This is a genomic window from Bacillus salacetis (assembly GCF_049177075.1).
Taxonomy (GTDB): Bacteria; Bacillota; Bacilli; order Bacillales; family Bacillaceae_B; genus Rossellomorea; species Rossellomorea salacetis_A.
This window is the reverse complement of sequence record NZ_CP185377.1, coordinates 3,487,670-3,501,712: the sequence shown is the minus strand read 5'-3', so window position 1 is coordinate 3,501,712 and position 14,043 is coordinate 3,487,670. Positions and strand designations below refer to the sequence as shown.

Here is a 14,043-nt window from a genome sequence, read left to right as displayed (position 1 = left end):
AGGAAACTAAGTTATCGATGAAATCCAATAATAATGGAATTTCTGATAAAAAAAGTAGAATTTTTCATAGAAAAGAACCAGACGAAGCCTGGTTCTTTCCCCTTTATTCAACCTCTACAGTTACCGGAGTAATGTCCATCTCGACATTTACAAAAGAATAATCATCTTTGCTGCCGTCTTTATATCCCCAGAAGCCTTCTGTGTGCTCCCCTTTGCGGAAATCCAATTGGAATCCTTTTCCTTCAGCAAAACTGTAGCTTGTAATTTCTTTTTCTCCATAGTTGTCTGCCAAACTGTAAGAAATGAAGTTTCCCAAGCTTCCGTGAGGCGTCAGCACTCCTGTATGAGGGGCAGCGTTATAATCATAATATTCGTAGTCCTTTGTTGAAATTTTATGATCACTGATAGTAAATTCTTTTGTCTTCAAATCCAGTGTATCGCCTGACTTAATCCAAGAAAGACGGATGTTTTGAAAGAAAGATGGTGCTGAATTTTGGATTTCTGCCTTTGACAGATCAACTACGGACACACCGCCTCTGCCAGCAACAGTTAAATCTCCTGATGCGTTATCGTACACCAAGGCTGTGTCTTCATCGATTCCATAAGCAAAATGTTCTTTCTCACCGTGTTCTTCCGCTGTTGCAATCAGGCGCCCGAGTCTCGCTTTCTTATCGAAATGCTGATCGATGATACCATGAGGGAAGAACCCTAACCCTTTCTCTAGATAACCCGGTCCGCCTTCCTGCTGGGTCATACTGTCATATTTTTCAGTAAACCCATGAGCGAGTGTATCATAGCTGCCGCCACCGGCGAGCATGACATTGCTCATGATGGCTGCACCTGCACTCGTTCCGCCGATGACACCGCCTTCATGATAAATGTCCCAAATGCTTTGTAAAACTTTTGACCTTGAACCATCCTTATTCAGGAGGGAAGCCGTAATATAAGTTTGATCTCCGCCAACGAACCAGATGGCATCATAGCTTTTGACTTTTTCCGCCAGCCTGTCATCATTTTTATTCGTTTCCCATGCTGATTCATCTTTCTCAGTGCCCTTAAAATCATGATTTGAAATTTCGATGATTTCAATGTTCTGAGGTGGGACTCCATAATGCTCTAAATCAGCCTTGAAAGCATAAGAAGACTTTAAGCTTGAGCTCGCTGCCGGAATAATCCCGATTTTTCCATTCTTACCAGCCCTGGTTATGAATTCGTTGTAGACTTCCTGATTGCTGCTGCCAAGAGCGCCGCCAACCATCACTAAGCTTCCTTTTGTTCCATCCTTCACGCCTTCGTTCTTTACGGTAAAAGTAGATTTTCTATAAACATCCTGGAATAATTCCGGACTTTTCTTAAAAGATACAGCAGCCGGTTCTATACTCATTTTCACATGTTCAAGTGAATATGAATCTTTCTGTCCGTCTTCATATCCCCAGTAACCATTTGTGTCCTCATCCTTTTTAAAACTCAGCTTGAAGCCTTTTCCATTTGAATCGTATAGATAGCTTTCCACTTGGTCGCTGCTCTTATTGTCGACAAGAGAGTATGCCAGATAATGTTTCAATGTCCCATAGGAAGTGAGGACGCCTGTAGCAGGAAGCGGTTTGAAGTCATAATATTCATATCCTTTTGTTTCAAGTTTATCTTCCTTGAAAGTGAACTTCTTCGAGTCAAGGTCCAGTTCATCTCCTGCTGACAAGTAACTGACATCCACATCTTCAATTCTTTTTCCTTTTTTCCTGGCACCATTCACATCAATGACAGCAACACCGCTTCGTCCCGTGACCGAAATCGTTCTTTCCTGATTGTTGACGACCATGGCTGTATCTTCATCAACACCATAAGCAAAGTGTTCCGATTTATACTTTATAGCTGTTGCGGCCAGACGTCCCAATCTTGAACGCTCATCAAAATGCTGATCAACGATGCCCCATTGAAAGAATCCCAGCCCTTTCTCTATGTAGACCGGAGCATAATCTTTGGAAGGGTCGGAGGTATCTTTTTTAATGAATTCCTGTCTAAAACCACCAAGGCTGTCGCCTCCTGTAATCATCACATCACTCATGATGGCTGCACCGGCACTTGTTCCACCGATTACAGCACCGTCTTTGTAGATATCCCAAATAGCATCTAAAGCTTTCGTGTTCTTCCCATTTTTCTCAAGAAGAGTATCAGTGATTTTCAGTTGATCTCCTCCAACGAACCAAATGCCGGTCAGACCCTTAATTGTTTCTGCCAGTTCGTTACTATTGCTGTTTTTAACCCACGTACTTTCATCTTCATCAGTTCCGCTGAAGTCATGTGAGGACAGCGGCAGAATTTCAACCGACAATTCATTCACCCCCAAGTTCACCAAGTCTTCTTTGAAAGCTTTGGAGGATTTCAATGAACCGGAAGCTGAAGGAACAATCCCTATCTTCGCGTTTTCCTCACCACCCGCTAGTTCAATAAAAGACTGATATACCTCCAGATTGGTATTTCCAAGTGCACCTCCCGCGATCACAAGATTACCCTTGATGCCTGCTGTCTCTTTGTTCGCCAGTACCCCCGAAGTGCACATACTGCCGACTAATAAAAAAACAACTGCCAAAATAAGAAGTTTTTTCAACTCACCATTCTCCCTTCACACCTTGATTTGGTTATTCATTAGTAGGTATGCAAGTTTTATGCCAGTGAAAAAAACACCGAATCTTCAGATTTTATTTGGTTGCAAGAAGGTATATTGGTTGAAATGGGTGATTAAAGGATGAATTCATTATGAATAATAACCTATTAAAATAATCAGGAGCCCAAACTCATATTTATTTAATATTGAAACTTTCAGTCTTTCTAAATCGTAATATACATAAACATCCAAAATGGAAGCAAGGGGGAATGGGGATTGGAGAATGTTATTAAAGTCGAAAATCTATCCAAAAATTTCGGTTCGGTTCAAGCGGTGAAAAACATTTCCTTTTCAGTGAAAAGGGGAGAGATATTTGGGATTATCGGGCCGAATGGAGCCGGCAAGACGACGACACTTGAAATGCTGGAAGGAATCAGCAAACCGACACAAGGGACGATTGAGGTGCTTGGATTGGTGCCAAGTCAGCAATTACGGGAGTTAAATAAGCGGATTGGAGTTCAATTTCAAGCAACCTCAATCCAAAAGAAGATGAAAGTGAAAGAGGCCCTTGACCTTTTTGCATCATTCTACAGTGATTCAACAAAGAAAGATTACCTGATTGAACTATTGAACCTGAATGAGAAGTTGAATGTCCATTTTGAGGATCTCTCAGGCGGGTGGAAGCAAAGGGTGACCTTGGCGCTGGCAACTCTCCATAGTCCGGAAATTGTGTTTCTTGATGAACCGAGTATGGGACTGGATCCGCATGCCAGGAGAGAGATGTGGTCAATGATCAGAATGTTAAGGGACGAGGGATGCACAATTGTGGTCACGACCCATTATATGGAGGAGGCGGAGAAACTCTGCGACCGGGTAGCGATGATTTACAACGGGGAATTGAAAGCACTCAATACACCTGCAGAGCTGCTGAAAAATCCTGCAGGACACTACATTGCCTTTGAAAGTGATCAGGTTGAAGAGAGGTTTTTGGAGTCCTTGCCTGAAGTGATGAGGATCGAGAAAGAGGAGAAGCTGTTTAAGGTATTCAGTGAGAACAAGCAGGTAACAGCCTATCACATTTTTACATATTGCCATGATAATCAGATCCATCTTTCCGATTTCAGGTTTGAAAAAGGATCTCTTGATGATTTATTTGTTCATTACCTGGAAAAGGAGGAGGCGGTTGGATGACAGCTATCACAAAGCTTGCTGCTTTAGAAACTAAGATGTTTTTCAGGGACCGTCTCAGTGTTTTCTGGACATTTCTATTTCCAGTGGCCATGATTTGGCTGTTCGGTTCCATGTTTGTCGGCCAGGAAATGGATTCCCGCATGTTTGCCGAGATGTTTGTTCCCGCCTGGATTGGAGTCAATATCGTCACGACATCTTTCTTTACCCTTGGAACAGTTTTGACAGGATATCGTGAAACAGGGGTGCTGAGGCGCTATCAGTCGACACCGCTTCAACCATGGAAGATCCTGGCCGCCCATACTTTTCAAGGGACTGTCATTTTTGCCATCTCGGCTGTCCTGCTGCTGGTTTTCGGAATCTTAATGTATGATTTAACGCTGCCCGCATACATCGGCAGTACGTTACTGGCATTACTGGTCAGTATCCTAGCTTTCTTCCCTTTTGCCCTGTTCATGACTTCGCTTGCCAAAAATACCCAGAGTGCCGCTGCTATCAGCTCCTTGTTCTTGAATCTGATGCTGTTTTTATCTGGAGCGACCTTCCCGCTTGAAATGATGCCGACCATCCTCCAGTATGTCGCAAAGGTCCTGCCTTTGTACTATGTCATTCAAATGCTGAGGGGGACCTGGAGTGAGGCGCCTATTACCGACTTTGGGCTTGAAGTCATCGTTCTGCTGGGAATAGCTGTTGTCTCGACCATTCTGGCTTCACGTTTTTTCCGTTGGAGTGATAAATAATACAAATAAAGGGCGATTGCTTAGTCCAGCAGTCGCCCTTTAATTTGTTAAATGGACTTTCAGAACATTACCGATGAATAGAAGACCATACATATCCAAAAGCTATAGACATGAAACCATTAGGTGTTATATAATCTTATATGAAACCAAAAGGTGTTATTTAAATTGCAAGTAAGGAGTGTTTTTATGAATAAAGTACAGGATATCCAGCAAACGGCAACATTCAAAGCCCCGATTGACAAAGTGTGGGAGACAGTATCAACGTCTGAAGGTATCTCTTCATGGTTCATGCCGAATGATTTTGTGCCAGAGGTCGGCCGTGAATTTCATATTCAATCTCCATTCGGGCCGTCACCTTGTAAAGTACTTGAAGTCGAAAAACCAAACAAAATCTCTTTTTCCTGGGATACGGATGGCTGGGTCGTTACTTTCCTTTTAAAAGAAAAAGGAGATGAAACGGAATTCACCCTTATTCACAGCGGATGGAAAGAAGCAGAGACAGTATTGCCTAAAGCCCGAGAAAAAAGTTCTATTGTCAGAGACCGGATGAACGGCGGATGGACTGGCATTGTGAATGAAAAACTTCGAAAGGTGCTCGAAGGATAAGTGGGTGCGGCCAAGCATGATGTTTTTCAGGCGATAGCCGAACCGACCCGCAGGGAAATATTGAGGCTCCTGGCCAAAGGCGACTTGTCCATCGCTGATATAACTTCCCATTTCAAGGTCAGCAGGACTGCCATCACCAAACATTTACAGATTCTTTCTGAAGCTGAGCTGGTCTCATCGGAGAAAGCCGGAAGGGAAAAGATTTATCATCTTCATCCGGAACCCCTTGGAGAAGTGAAGCAGTGGCTTGCCTATTATGAACAGTTCTGGTCCAATAAACTGTCCATATTAAAGCATGTTCTGGAGAATAATGAGGCAGAGGATAAATAAAGAAAGGTCCAGAGAAGTTGTTCTCTGGACCTTTAAGCTTATTAGAACCTGAACAAGTCACTGGACAGGTATCTTTCACCTGTATCGCATGCGATACATACCACAACATCCTCCGGGGATAGCTTCTTAGCTACCTGAATGGCTGCATAGCAGGCAGCGCCGGAAGACGGTCCTACCAGGATGCCTTCTTCGCTTGCCATACGGCGCGCGATGTCATAGGCATCTTCATCTTCGATTTTATGAATTTCATCGTAAACATCCTGATTCAGGATTTCGGGAACAAATCCCGGGCTTGTTCCAACTAGTTTATGTTTGCCGGGCTGACCGCCGGAAAGGACAGGAGAACCGGCAGGCTCCACGACGTGGACCTCAATATCTTCATAATGCTCTTTGAGCACTTCACCAGTTCCTGTGATTGTTCCGCCGGTCCCCGCTGTCGCTACGAACGCAGATAATGGTTTGCCCAGTTCTTCCATCGCTTCGATGATTTCAACGGCAGTTGTCTTGCGGTGTGCGTTTGGATTCGATTCATTTTCAAACTGCATCGGCATGAAACTATTTTCAATCTCATCGGTCAGTTCTTTCGCTTTTTGAATGGCACCCGGCATTTTTTCGTCACCAGGAGTAAGAACGACTTCCGCTCCATAGGCTTTCAGAAGATTGATTCGCTCTTGTGTCATGGTATCCGGCATGACAAGAATGGCTCTGTATCCTCTGGCAGCCGCATTCATGGCAAGTCCGATACCGGTATTGCCGCTGGTGGGTTCAATAATCGTGGAACCCTCTTTCAAAAGTCCGGATTTCTCAGCCTCGACGATCATTTGGAAGGCAGCGCGGTCTTTTACGCTTTTACTCGGATTGTAGAATTCAAGCTTTACATAGATATCCGCTCCGCCTTCAGGTTTAAGACGATTCAATTTAACCAGTGGAGTATCACCGATCAAGTCAGCTATATTTTGGACAACTTTCATTTTATTACGCCCTTTCTAATTGTCTATACAGTCATTTTAAGGCAGCAAACAGCTTTTGCCTTTAATTAAAGTGATTATATTATTATGTTACTAATTCTCATAAATCTTATCAAATATATAAGTTTTAAAACCTTGGTAAAAGGATTTCCGCTCCAGGTGCCCGACTCGCTGGCATGTAATCAAGTTTAGAATACGAGCCTAAAGGATATTAAAAATGGCAATAATTGTGATGAGACTGCAACTTGGTTTTCTTATTTAGATATCTGTTGATAGCCATGTCTGCTAAAATAAGAATAATGAAAAAACGGGAAGGTGTGTATGATGAAACAACACCATTATTTTTATGCTGTGCCGCTGCCTCAAGATACCCAAAAACAAATCGAGGAATGGGCATCTGAAATTAAAAGCAGCCTGCCGTTTCAGCGCTGGGTCCATCCCGAAGATGTACATATCACTTTGGCTTTTCTAGGCGGAACCGAAGAAGACCGGTTAAAAAGAAGCATGGAAAGAATCCATAGCGTTACGGATGGTGTATCCACATTTCAGTTGGAAACCAAAACGCCTGGAGTTTTCGGTAATCCTGCATCACCCCGGGTCCTCTGGGCAGATGTAAGTTCTTCAACTTCATTATCCGCCCTGAGAGACACAGTATACTCAGCATGTCAGCTGGAAGGTTATGAACTGGATAAAAGACCGTTCAATCCGCACATTACCCTTGCCAGGAAGTGGAAGGGAGAAGGGAAGTTCAGCAGCAGTCTGCTGGAGCATTATTTGCTGTCCGAGCCTATCAGTTTCCAAGTCGAAGAGTTTGTCCTATACCGCACGCATCTTGACAGGATACCTAAATATGAAACCATTGAGAGATTTAAATTAAATAGAGGTTGAAAAATATTATTCGTAAGAAACACTGAAAACAAACATATAATGCAAGAGGGGAAAAAATTTATGGCACAATTAATTAAGCTGCAGGACTATATTTCAAGATATGAATTGGATACTTATCGTTATCCTACCCAATTTGTCCGGTTAAAAAAGCAGCAGTGGGAAAAATGGAAGGAAAGCTGGGAACAAGGGGATCTCCTATTCCAGGATGAACCCGGGGAAATGGAAGAAGTGGAGAAAAAGGGCTTGATATCGAAGGTTGGCGGATTCTTTAAGCGCCGTGAAAAAGACAGCATGGATGAGCCTTTGAATTCTGAGGTGTACACATCTCAATCGGAAGAAGATGCAGAAATGGATTTAAAGATAACGGAACTTCCTTCCACCGAGGAAGAATTGAAGCATCTGTTCCTCGACCAGCTGTTTCACTTCCAGCTTAGATGGGCGAGTTCCACTTTGACAGAAAAGTCCTATGTGGATAAAAGCTATACATCGGATGAGCGCCTTAAGTATTTTTTAAAAAGGTTTCCGGATAATATCTTTCTGATGTATTTTCCTGTGTTCAAGTTCAAGAATGCACCGATGGAAATGGACATTCTCCTCCTCACACCGACAGACATTTGGTGCCTGACTTTCCTGGAGGAGGAAGATGGAGCGGCATATATAGGATCCCAGGAACGGTTTTGGCTGAAAAAATGGGGAGACCGGGATATGAAGGTGTTAAATCCGCTCATTTCCCTCAATCGAATGGAATCGGTCATCTCCACTGTCATGAAGCATCTCCAGCTCGATCTTCCTATAAAGAAAGGGATCATTTCACGCAATGGATATGTCGACTATCAAATGGCTCCTCATAATTTATATCTTATTGACAAAAGGGAGCATAAAGGGTGGTTTGAAAAAATGAGGTCGGTGCAGTCCCCCATTAAAAATGTGCAGCTGAAGCTTGCAAAGGGACTTCTTGATTTTTGCCAAAGCACTTCTTTTAAGCGGTCGGGGTGGCAGATGGACTACGATTCAGTTTTTCAAAGCGAAGAGGAAAAAGAATGATGAGAACCATTTATATTGTCAATATCAATGCCAAAGACAGTTATTCCATACAGGTGTGGAAAAGACTGCAAAGGCAATTGTTGGTTCCAAGAGAAGATGTTTTTTACACCCGGTCTGCTGAAGAAGTAAAAGACATTGTCCAGGCTGCTTTCGATAAAGATCCCGCTCAAAAGCTGTTCGTGGTCGGAGTCGGCGGAGATGGTACCATCAGCGGCATTATCAACCATTGTGCAGGCTATGAAAATGTTACGATCGGTTATTTTCCTGCAGGAAGCGGCAATGATTTTGCCAAAGGATATCTCTGGCCTGTAAAACCTGAACTTGGGGCCGATGTCATTCGACGGATTCAGCAGGAACAGCATAAAGATAGATTCTACGATACAGGATATTATGTACTGAATGGGTATCGCAAGGGGTACTTTGTGAATAGTATGGGAGCAGGGTTTGATGCAAAAATTGCAGAAAAGGCGGGCAAATCTTCAATCAAAAAGTGGTTGAATAAACTCTCAATGGGCAAACTGATTTATGCTCTTCTGGTACTTTCAGAAGCAATGACTTATAAGCCGATCTGTATTGAAGCAGTCATCAACGGCGAAAAGAAAACGTTCAATGGTACATGGTTTATAACCATTTCAAACCAGCCGTTTTATGGAGGAGGAATGAAAATCTCGCCATCGGCTGATCCTTCTGACGGACTCCTTGACCTGACTGTTGTCCACAGCCTGTCGAGATGGAAGCTGCTGTTGGTTTTCCTATCTGTTTTTTCGGGGAAACATACGTTATTTAAAGAGGTTGAAACTTATAAAGTGAAAGAAGTCTATATAATAACCCATGCTCCTGTCCCTGTACAGGCGGACGGTGAATATATCGGTATACTCAAAGATACCGGAAAGCTACATATCGAAGTTCAGCATCATAATTGGAAGACAGCGGAGATGAGCTGAAATCACGGGGGAGGTGTTTGTATGTTGATCATTCAGAGAAGTTTTTTTGCCTATTTAGATAAAATGAGAACGATAACAATCCTGCTTCCCCATTCTTACTATGAAGGACAATCTTCTGTCTTTTTTATAAAAGAAGAGAACAATGAAAAGACCCCTCTTGCCATTCAGGAAACACACCCGCTTCAAGGACAGAATAAATACATCTGTTCTTTGGAGTTTGAACCGAAACTGGACCGGACTTATTATATTGAAGATGAACATGGAACGATAACAGACCTCCAGATCGGAGCGGTTATCAGGACACCTGAATTTGATGAAAAATATTATTATGATGGCAGCGATCTGGGGGTAACCCTTAAGGATGATGAAACGATTTTTAAGGTATGGGCGCCGACTGCAACAAAGGTGAAGGTGAAGATCACCGACCCTCAGATGAAGTCACTGAAACAATATGAAATGAACAGGGGGGAGAAGGGAGTATGGTCCTTCACTCTTAATGAAAAAGCAGAAGGATGGTTTTACACCTACCTGACCTGCATTAACTTGCATTGGCATGAAGCAGTTGATCCTTATGCGAAATCGGTGTCGCTTAACAGTGAGTGGGGAGCCATTGTCGACCTGGTTAAGAGTACTCCTCTCGAGTCACTTCCTCCTATAGAATCCAAGACGGACAGTATTATTTATGAATTGCATGTACGGGACTTCTCGATCCAGGAAGAAAGCGGGATGAAACATAAGGGAAGATATCTCGCATTCACAGAGGAAGGAACGGAATCCCCTGAAGGACTCAGCACAGGACTCGACTATTTGAATGATCTGGGTATCACACATGTTGAACTTCTGCCTGTCAATGACTATGAAGGAGTTTCAGACCTCAGGGACGACGGCAGGTATAACTGGGGCTACAATCCCTTATATTTCAATTCGCCGGAAGGCAGTTATTCCAGCTGTCCCGAGGACCCTTACTCCAGGATCAATGAACTTAAATCAGTGATTCAGTCCCTGCATAATCGGGGAATCCGGGTCATTCTGGATGTTGTCTACAATCATGTTTATATAAAAGAGGATTCTTCTTTTGAGAAAATCGTGCCGGGATATTACTTCCGTCATGATGAAAATGGTATGCCTTCCAATGGGACCGGGGTAGGAAATGATATTGCTTCTGAAAGAAAAATGGTGCGTAAGTTTATCATCGACTCCACCCGCTACTGGATGGAAGAATATAAAGTTGATGGTTTTCGCTTTGATCTAATGGGGATTCTTGATGTGGAAACAATGAATCATGTGCAGGAAGAGGCGGAAAAAATCCTGCCGAATGCACTGGTCATCGGAGAAGGCTGGGATTTGAATACACCCCTGCCTCAAAACCTTAAAGCCAATATCCGTAATGCAGCCAAAATGCTTGGAATCAGCCAGTTCAATGATTCTTTCAGGGATGGAATCAAAGGGAGCACATTCAACTTATATGACCGGGGATTTGCACTCGGACACAGCGGGCTTGAAAAAAGAGCAGCTGAAGTACTCACAGGAAGCATCGGTTTAACGAATGATCCTGGATTGTTTACACATCCATCACAAACCGTAAACTATGTGGAATCCCATGATAACCATACACTTTGGGATAAAATTTCAGCTTGTTGTTCAAATGAAGTTGAGAAAGAAAAGCGGCATATCCTGGCAAGTACAATGGTACTGCTTTCCCAAGGAATCGTGTTCCTGCATGCAGGACAGGAATTTTTCCGTACAAAACAGGGAGTCGAGAACAGTTATAGGTCTCCGGATGAAATCAATCAGCTGGACTGGAAAAGAAGAACATTATACCAGGATAAGGTTGAGTACATTAAAGGGCTGATTTCCATCCGAAAAGCCCATGGAGCTTTCCGGTTCACTGCTTCGGAATTGATCAAGAAACATGTTCGCGCAGACCACAGCTTACAAGGTACGGTCACTTTGCATTTTCAAAATGTAAAAGCCTACGGACCCTGGAATGAACTTTTTTTGATATTCCATGCAAATGAAGAAACCATATCTGTTCCCTTGCCGGAAGGGGAAACAGCCTGGAAACTCATATCTGACGGCCGGAAAGCGGGGCTTGAAGCATTGGAAGAACTGGAGGGAGACAGCTTGTCAGCCGGACCGGTCAGCTGTTACGTATGCTGCAGGTAGTTTGAATAGGACTTGACGAAACAGGGGAAGAGACGATAATATTGAAAAGGATGGCTATTGAACTTTTTGCCCAATAGCTGTCTTTTTTATTTTAAAGACATTATTTTAATATAAATGAAGCGAACCAATAGAAGGTGAATATTATTGGAACACTTATTTGATCAAGAATGGGAAATCGTACCGGCGGGCGGAGCAACGGGAGAAGCCTTTTTTGCCCGTTATCAGGAGCAGAAGCTTTTCCTGAAAAGAAACTCTTCTCCTTTTTTGGCTGTTCTTTCAGCTGAAGGAATTGTCCCTAAACTTGTTTGGACGAAGAGAATAGAAAGTGGTGACGTCATCACAGCCCAGCACTGGCTGAACGGGAGAGAATTGAATCCCGATGAGATGGAAGAGGAGAGGGCGGCCAAGCTCTTAAAGAAAATCCATTCCTCCAGGCCGCTGTTGACGATGCTGGAAAGATTGGGGAAAGAACGTTTTCAGCCCGAACATATGTTGACGGAGCTGGAGACGGGCCTCGACTTCGAATTACTTTCACATCCGAAGGTAAGGGAAGCCTTGCATTTCCTGCAAACAGACCTGCCAAACATTTCCCATGACGAATATGTCGTATGCCATGGGGATGTTAACCATAACAACTGGCTGTTGTCTGATAACAACCAGCTGTATCTTATTGACTGGGATGGAGCCATGATTGCCGATCCTGCAATCGATATCGGGCTTCTTTTGTATTGGTATATCCCTGAGGAAAACTGGGAAACATGGCTCTCCCAATATGGAGTTCCGTTAACAGAAAATCTCCGATTGAGGATGAAATGGTACGTAGTGTCGCAAACCCTTATATCCATACAATGGCATAAGGGAAAAGCACGATTCCACGAAATGAATCATTGGCTGAAGTACCTGCATTCCATCGTTTAAGAGAGAGTATCCATATTCTGGACCCATTGAGACAGATTACTTTTTTGAGAAGTGATATGGGCATCCAGATTGGATGAATTGATCCCATCCTGGCTGTAGTTATACACTTCCTGAAGAATCGGTTTGATCCCATCGCCGATATTGGTATTGACCATCAAGGATTTCACCAGGCGTTCCAATTGTTCACACTCTGCTACCGAACCACAGCAATCGTCAGAGTGATTCGTTAATATATCCTTTAACAAGTTCATTTGATCTTGATGTCCGAGCGGCATACAAACACCCTTTCCGGTTTGATATAAAGAAAAGAATTCACACTTAGTTTGTGAATTCTTTTTTTGTTTATTCATGGCCGCTGTATGGTTCGGTAAATACAAAAGCCGCCACGAAAATCGTGGCGGCTTTTTCATATCTTATATTGAGATAGAACGCTGAGTCAGTTTCTCGAAAGGATATACGAACAAGCTGTACCCTACAAACATAACAGTCATTCCAGCTAGAACAGAAACCTCAGCAGCCATATTTAATAATTTCATCATAAACATTTCATCCCCTTTGGTTTATTTCCAAGACCGATCAACAATGTACATTAATAACCTTACCAGAATGAACCTCTAATCCAAATTGGCATAGGGACGGTCTGAACAGCCCTATCAGGGATAAACCTCAATGTAAACGCATACAAAGGTGTGAACTATATAAATACAGGAATATCCTCAAGGATACTTCAGATTATAGAAACAAGGACCAAAATCTGATTCTTTCCGACATTGCTTGCAGAGAAAGGGATGTCGTGGTATTGTTTTGACGATAAGAAATTATATTTTATTGCTTTTTTTTAAAATGAAAAGAGCCTAAGAAAAAAGAGGTGTCTATATGCGTTTAAGAAATAAACCATGGGCAAGCGAAAAGCTTAATGATCATCCTCAATATGTCATTGCCCAGCCGGAAGAACATAAGGGTAAATGGAATGAAGTATTCGGGAATGATAATCCCCTTCACATTGAGGTTGGAACGGGTAAAGGACAGTTTGTGACGGAAATGGCCAAAGCCAATCCTGACGTTAACTATATTGGTATCGAGTTGTATGAAAGTGTCATTGTGTCGGCTTTGGACAGGATTATTGAAGCGGACATCCCTAATGTGAAATTGATGAATGTCGATGCCAAAAATCTGAAAGAGTATTTCGAGAAAAATGATGTGGACAGGGTCTACCTGAACTTCTCAGATCCATGGCCGAAAAGCCGCCATGAAAAAAGGCGTCTGACATATAAAACGTTCCTGAAGCTGTATGAGGATATCCTTGTAGATGAAGGTGAAATCCATTTCAAGACAGATAACCAGGGATTGTTTGAATACTCCCTCAAAAGTTTCTCTCACTACGGACTTTTGCTGAACTTCCTCAGCCTTGACCTTCATAACAGCGATTTTGAAGGCAACATCATGACGGAATACGAAGAAAAATTCTCATCAAGAGGACAGAGGATTTACCGCAGTGAAGTACAGTATCCAAAAAAATAATTTGAACAAAGAGCAGCTCATGAGATGGGCTGTTCTTTTTTATGAGCAGAGCCTTTTAAATTGTAAAGGACTTTAAAAAAGAAGGAGGGATACAAGAGTCCTTTAAAAGTGTTATAAAGGACTCT

General features: G+C 42.8%; 14 protein-coding genes. 10 read left to right on the top strand and 4 right to left on the bottom strand.

Annotated features, from left to right (window positions below; all coding sequences use genetic code 11):
* Positions 1-103 precede the first annotated feature (103 nt).
* Positions 104-2,608 (bottom strand): cyanophycinase, encoded by a 2,505-nt coding sequence (locus ACOJQI_RS18245; RefSeq protein WP_421380635.1) that lies wholly within the window; start codon positions 2,606-2,608, stop codon positions 104-106.
* 273 nt (positions 2,609-2,881) lie between these two features.
* Between ACOJQI_RS18245 and ACOJQI_RS18240 the strand changes: the two genes are divergently transcribed.
* The 4 genes from ACOJQI_RS18240 to ACOJQI_RS18225 all read left to right on the top strand — a co-directional run bounded on the left by ACOJQI_RS18240 (position 2,882) and on the right by ACOJQI_RS18225 (position 5,469).
* A complete protein-coding gene (locus tag ACOJQI_RS18240; RefSeq protein ID WP_421380633.1) occupies positions 2,882-3,796 on the top strand; it encodes an ABC transporter ATP-binding protein in 915 nt (304 codons plus the stop codon).
* Positions 3,793-4,533: an ABC transporter permease gene (locus tag ACOJQI_RS18235; protein WP_421380632.1), complete on the top strand. Its 741-nt coding sequence runs from the start codon at positions 3,793-3,795 to the stop codon at positions 4,531-4,533. Before ACOJQI_RS18240 ends, ACOJQI_RS18235 begins: the two co-directional genes overlap by 4 nt.
* A 186-nt stretch (positions 4,534-4,719) precedes the next feature.
* A complete protein-coding gene (locus ACOJQI_RS18230; RefSeq protein WP_421380630.1) occupies positions 4,720-5,139 on the top strand; it encodes an SRPBCC family protein in 420 nt (139 codons plus the stop codon).
* Positions 5,140-5,469 carry an ArsR/SmtB family transcription factor gene (locus ACOJQI_RS18225; RefSeq protein WP_421380628.1) on the top strand — a complete coding sequence of 110 codons (330 nt, stop codon included), beginning with the start codon at positions 5,140-5,142 and terminating at the stop codon, positions 5,467-5,469. It begins immediately after the preceding gene.
* Between the two features lie 41 nt (positions 5,470-5,510).
* Here ACOJQI_RS18225 and cysK read toward each other — a convergent pair whose 3' ends face one another.
* A complete protein-coding gene (gene cysK, locus ACOJQI_RS18220; RefSeq protein ID WP_421380626.1) occupies positions 5,511-6,440 on the bottom strand; it encodes a cysteine synthase A in 930 nt (309 codons plus the stop codon).
* 318 nt (positions 6,441-6,758) lie between these two features.
* On the opposite strand from cysK, the gene thpR reads away from it, so the two are divergent.
* The 5 genes from thpR to ACOJQI_RS18195 all read left to right on the top strand — a co-directional run bounded on the left by thpR (position 6,759) and on the right by ACOJQI_RS18195 (position 12,397).
* Positions 6,759-7,325, top strand: coding sequence for an RNA 2',3'-cyclic phosphodiesterase (thpR, locus tag ACOJQI_RS18215; protein ID WP_421380623.1), 567 nt, complete (start codon positions 6,759-6,761; stop codon positions 7,323-7,325).
* Between the two features lie 60 nt (positions 7,326-7,385).
* Positions 7,386-8,369: an NERD domain-containing protein gene (locus ACOJQI_RS18210; protein ID WP_421380621.1), complete on the top strand. Its 984-nt coding sequence runs from the start codon at positions 7,386-7,388 to the stop codon at positions 8,367-8,369.
* On the top strand, positions 8,366-9,313 hold the full coding sequence (locus ACOJQI_RS18205; RefSeq protein WP_421380619.1) for a diacylglycerol/lipid kinase family protein: 948 nt from the start codon (positions 8,366-8,368) through the stop codon (positions 9,311-9,313). Before ACOJQI_RS18210 ends, ACOJQI_RS18205 begins: the two co-directional genes overlap by 4 nt.
* A gap of 21 nt (positions 9,314-9,334) precedes the next feature.
* Positions 9,335-11,479: a type I pullulanase gene (pulA, locus tag ACOJQI_RS18200; RefSeq protein ID WP_421380617.1), complete on the top strand. Its 2,145-nt coding sequence runs from the start codon at positions 9,335-9,337 to the stop codon at positions 11,477-11,479.
* A 144-nt stretch (positions 11,480-11,623) separates the two neighbouring features.
* Entirely contained in the window at positions 11,624-12,397 is a 774-nt protein-coding gene (locus ACOJQI_RS18195; RefSeq protein WP_421380615.1) for a phosphotransferase, read from the top strand.
* Here the strand turns inward: ACOJQI_RS18195 and ACOJQI_RS18190 are convergent.
* Positions 12,394-12,672 (bottom strand): YtzH-like family protein, encoded by a 279-nt coding sequence (locus tag ACOJQI_RS18190; protein WP_421380612.1) that lies wholly within the window; start codon positions 12,670-12,672, stop codon positions 12,394-12,396. The genes ACOJQI_RS18195 and ACOJQI_RS18190 overlap by 4 nt on opposite strands.
* A 138-nt stretch (positions 12,673-12,810) precedes the next feature.
* Complete coding sequence (locus tag ACOJQI_RS18185; protein ID WP_421380610.1) at positions 12,811-12,936, bottom strand: hypothetical protein; 126 nt, start codon at positions 12,934-12,936, stop codon at positions 12,811-12,813.
* Positions 12,937-13,273: 337 nt separating this feature from the next.
* Between ACOJQI_RS18185 and trmB the strand changes: the two genes are divergently transcribed.
* Positions 13,274-13,918 carry a tRNA (guanosine(46)-N7)-methyltransferase TrmB gene (trmB, locus tag ACOJQI_RS18180; protein ID WP_421380607.1) on the top strand — a complete coding sequence of 215 codons (645 nt, stop codon included), beginning with the start codon at positions 13,274-13,276 and terminating at the stop codon, positions 13,916-13,918.
* Positions 13,919-14,043 lie beyond the last annotated feature (125 nt).

Coding starts and splice junctions, on each gene's coding strand:
- ACOJQI_RS18185 (WP_421380610.1), bottom strand. CDS start 12,936: ATGATGAAATTATTAAATATGGCTGCTGAGGTTTCTGTTCTAGCTGGA.
- trmB (WP_421380607.1), top strand. CDS start 13,274: ATGCGTTTAAGAAATAAACCATGGGCAAGCGAAAAGCTTAATGATCAT.
- ACOJQI_RS18235 (WP_421380632.1), top strand. CDS start 3,793: ATGACAGCTATCACAAAGCTTGCTGCTTTAGAAACTAAGATGTTTTTC.
- ACOJQI_RS18205 (WP_421380619.1), top strand. CDS start 8,366: ATGATGAGAACCATTTATATTGTCAATATCAATGCCAAAGACAGTTAT.
- ACOJQI_RS18230 (WP_421380630.1), top strand. CDS start 4,720: ATGAATAAAGTACAGGATATCCAGCAAACGGCAACATTCAAAGCCCCG.
- ACOJQI_RS18190 (WP_421380612.1), bottom strand. CDS start 12,672: ATGCCGCTCGGACATCAAGATCAAATGAACTTGTTAAAGGATATATTA.
- ACOJQI_RS18210 (WP_421380621.1), top strand. CDS start 7,386: ATGGCACAATTAATTAAGCTGCAGGACTATATTTCAAGATATGAATTG.
- pulA (WP_421380617.1), top strand. CDS start 9,335: ATGTTGATCATTCAGAGAAGTTTTTTTGCCTATTTAGATAAAATGAGA.
- cysK (WP_421380626.1), bottom strand. CDS start 6,440: ATGAAAGTTGTCCAAAATATAGCTGACTTGATCGGTGATACTCCACTG.
- thpR (WP_421380623.1), top strand. CDS start 6,759: ATGATGAAACAACACCATTATTTTTATGCTGTGCCGCTGCCTCAAGAT.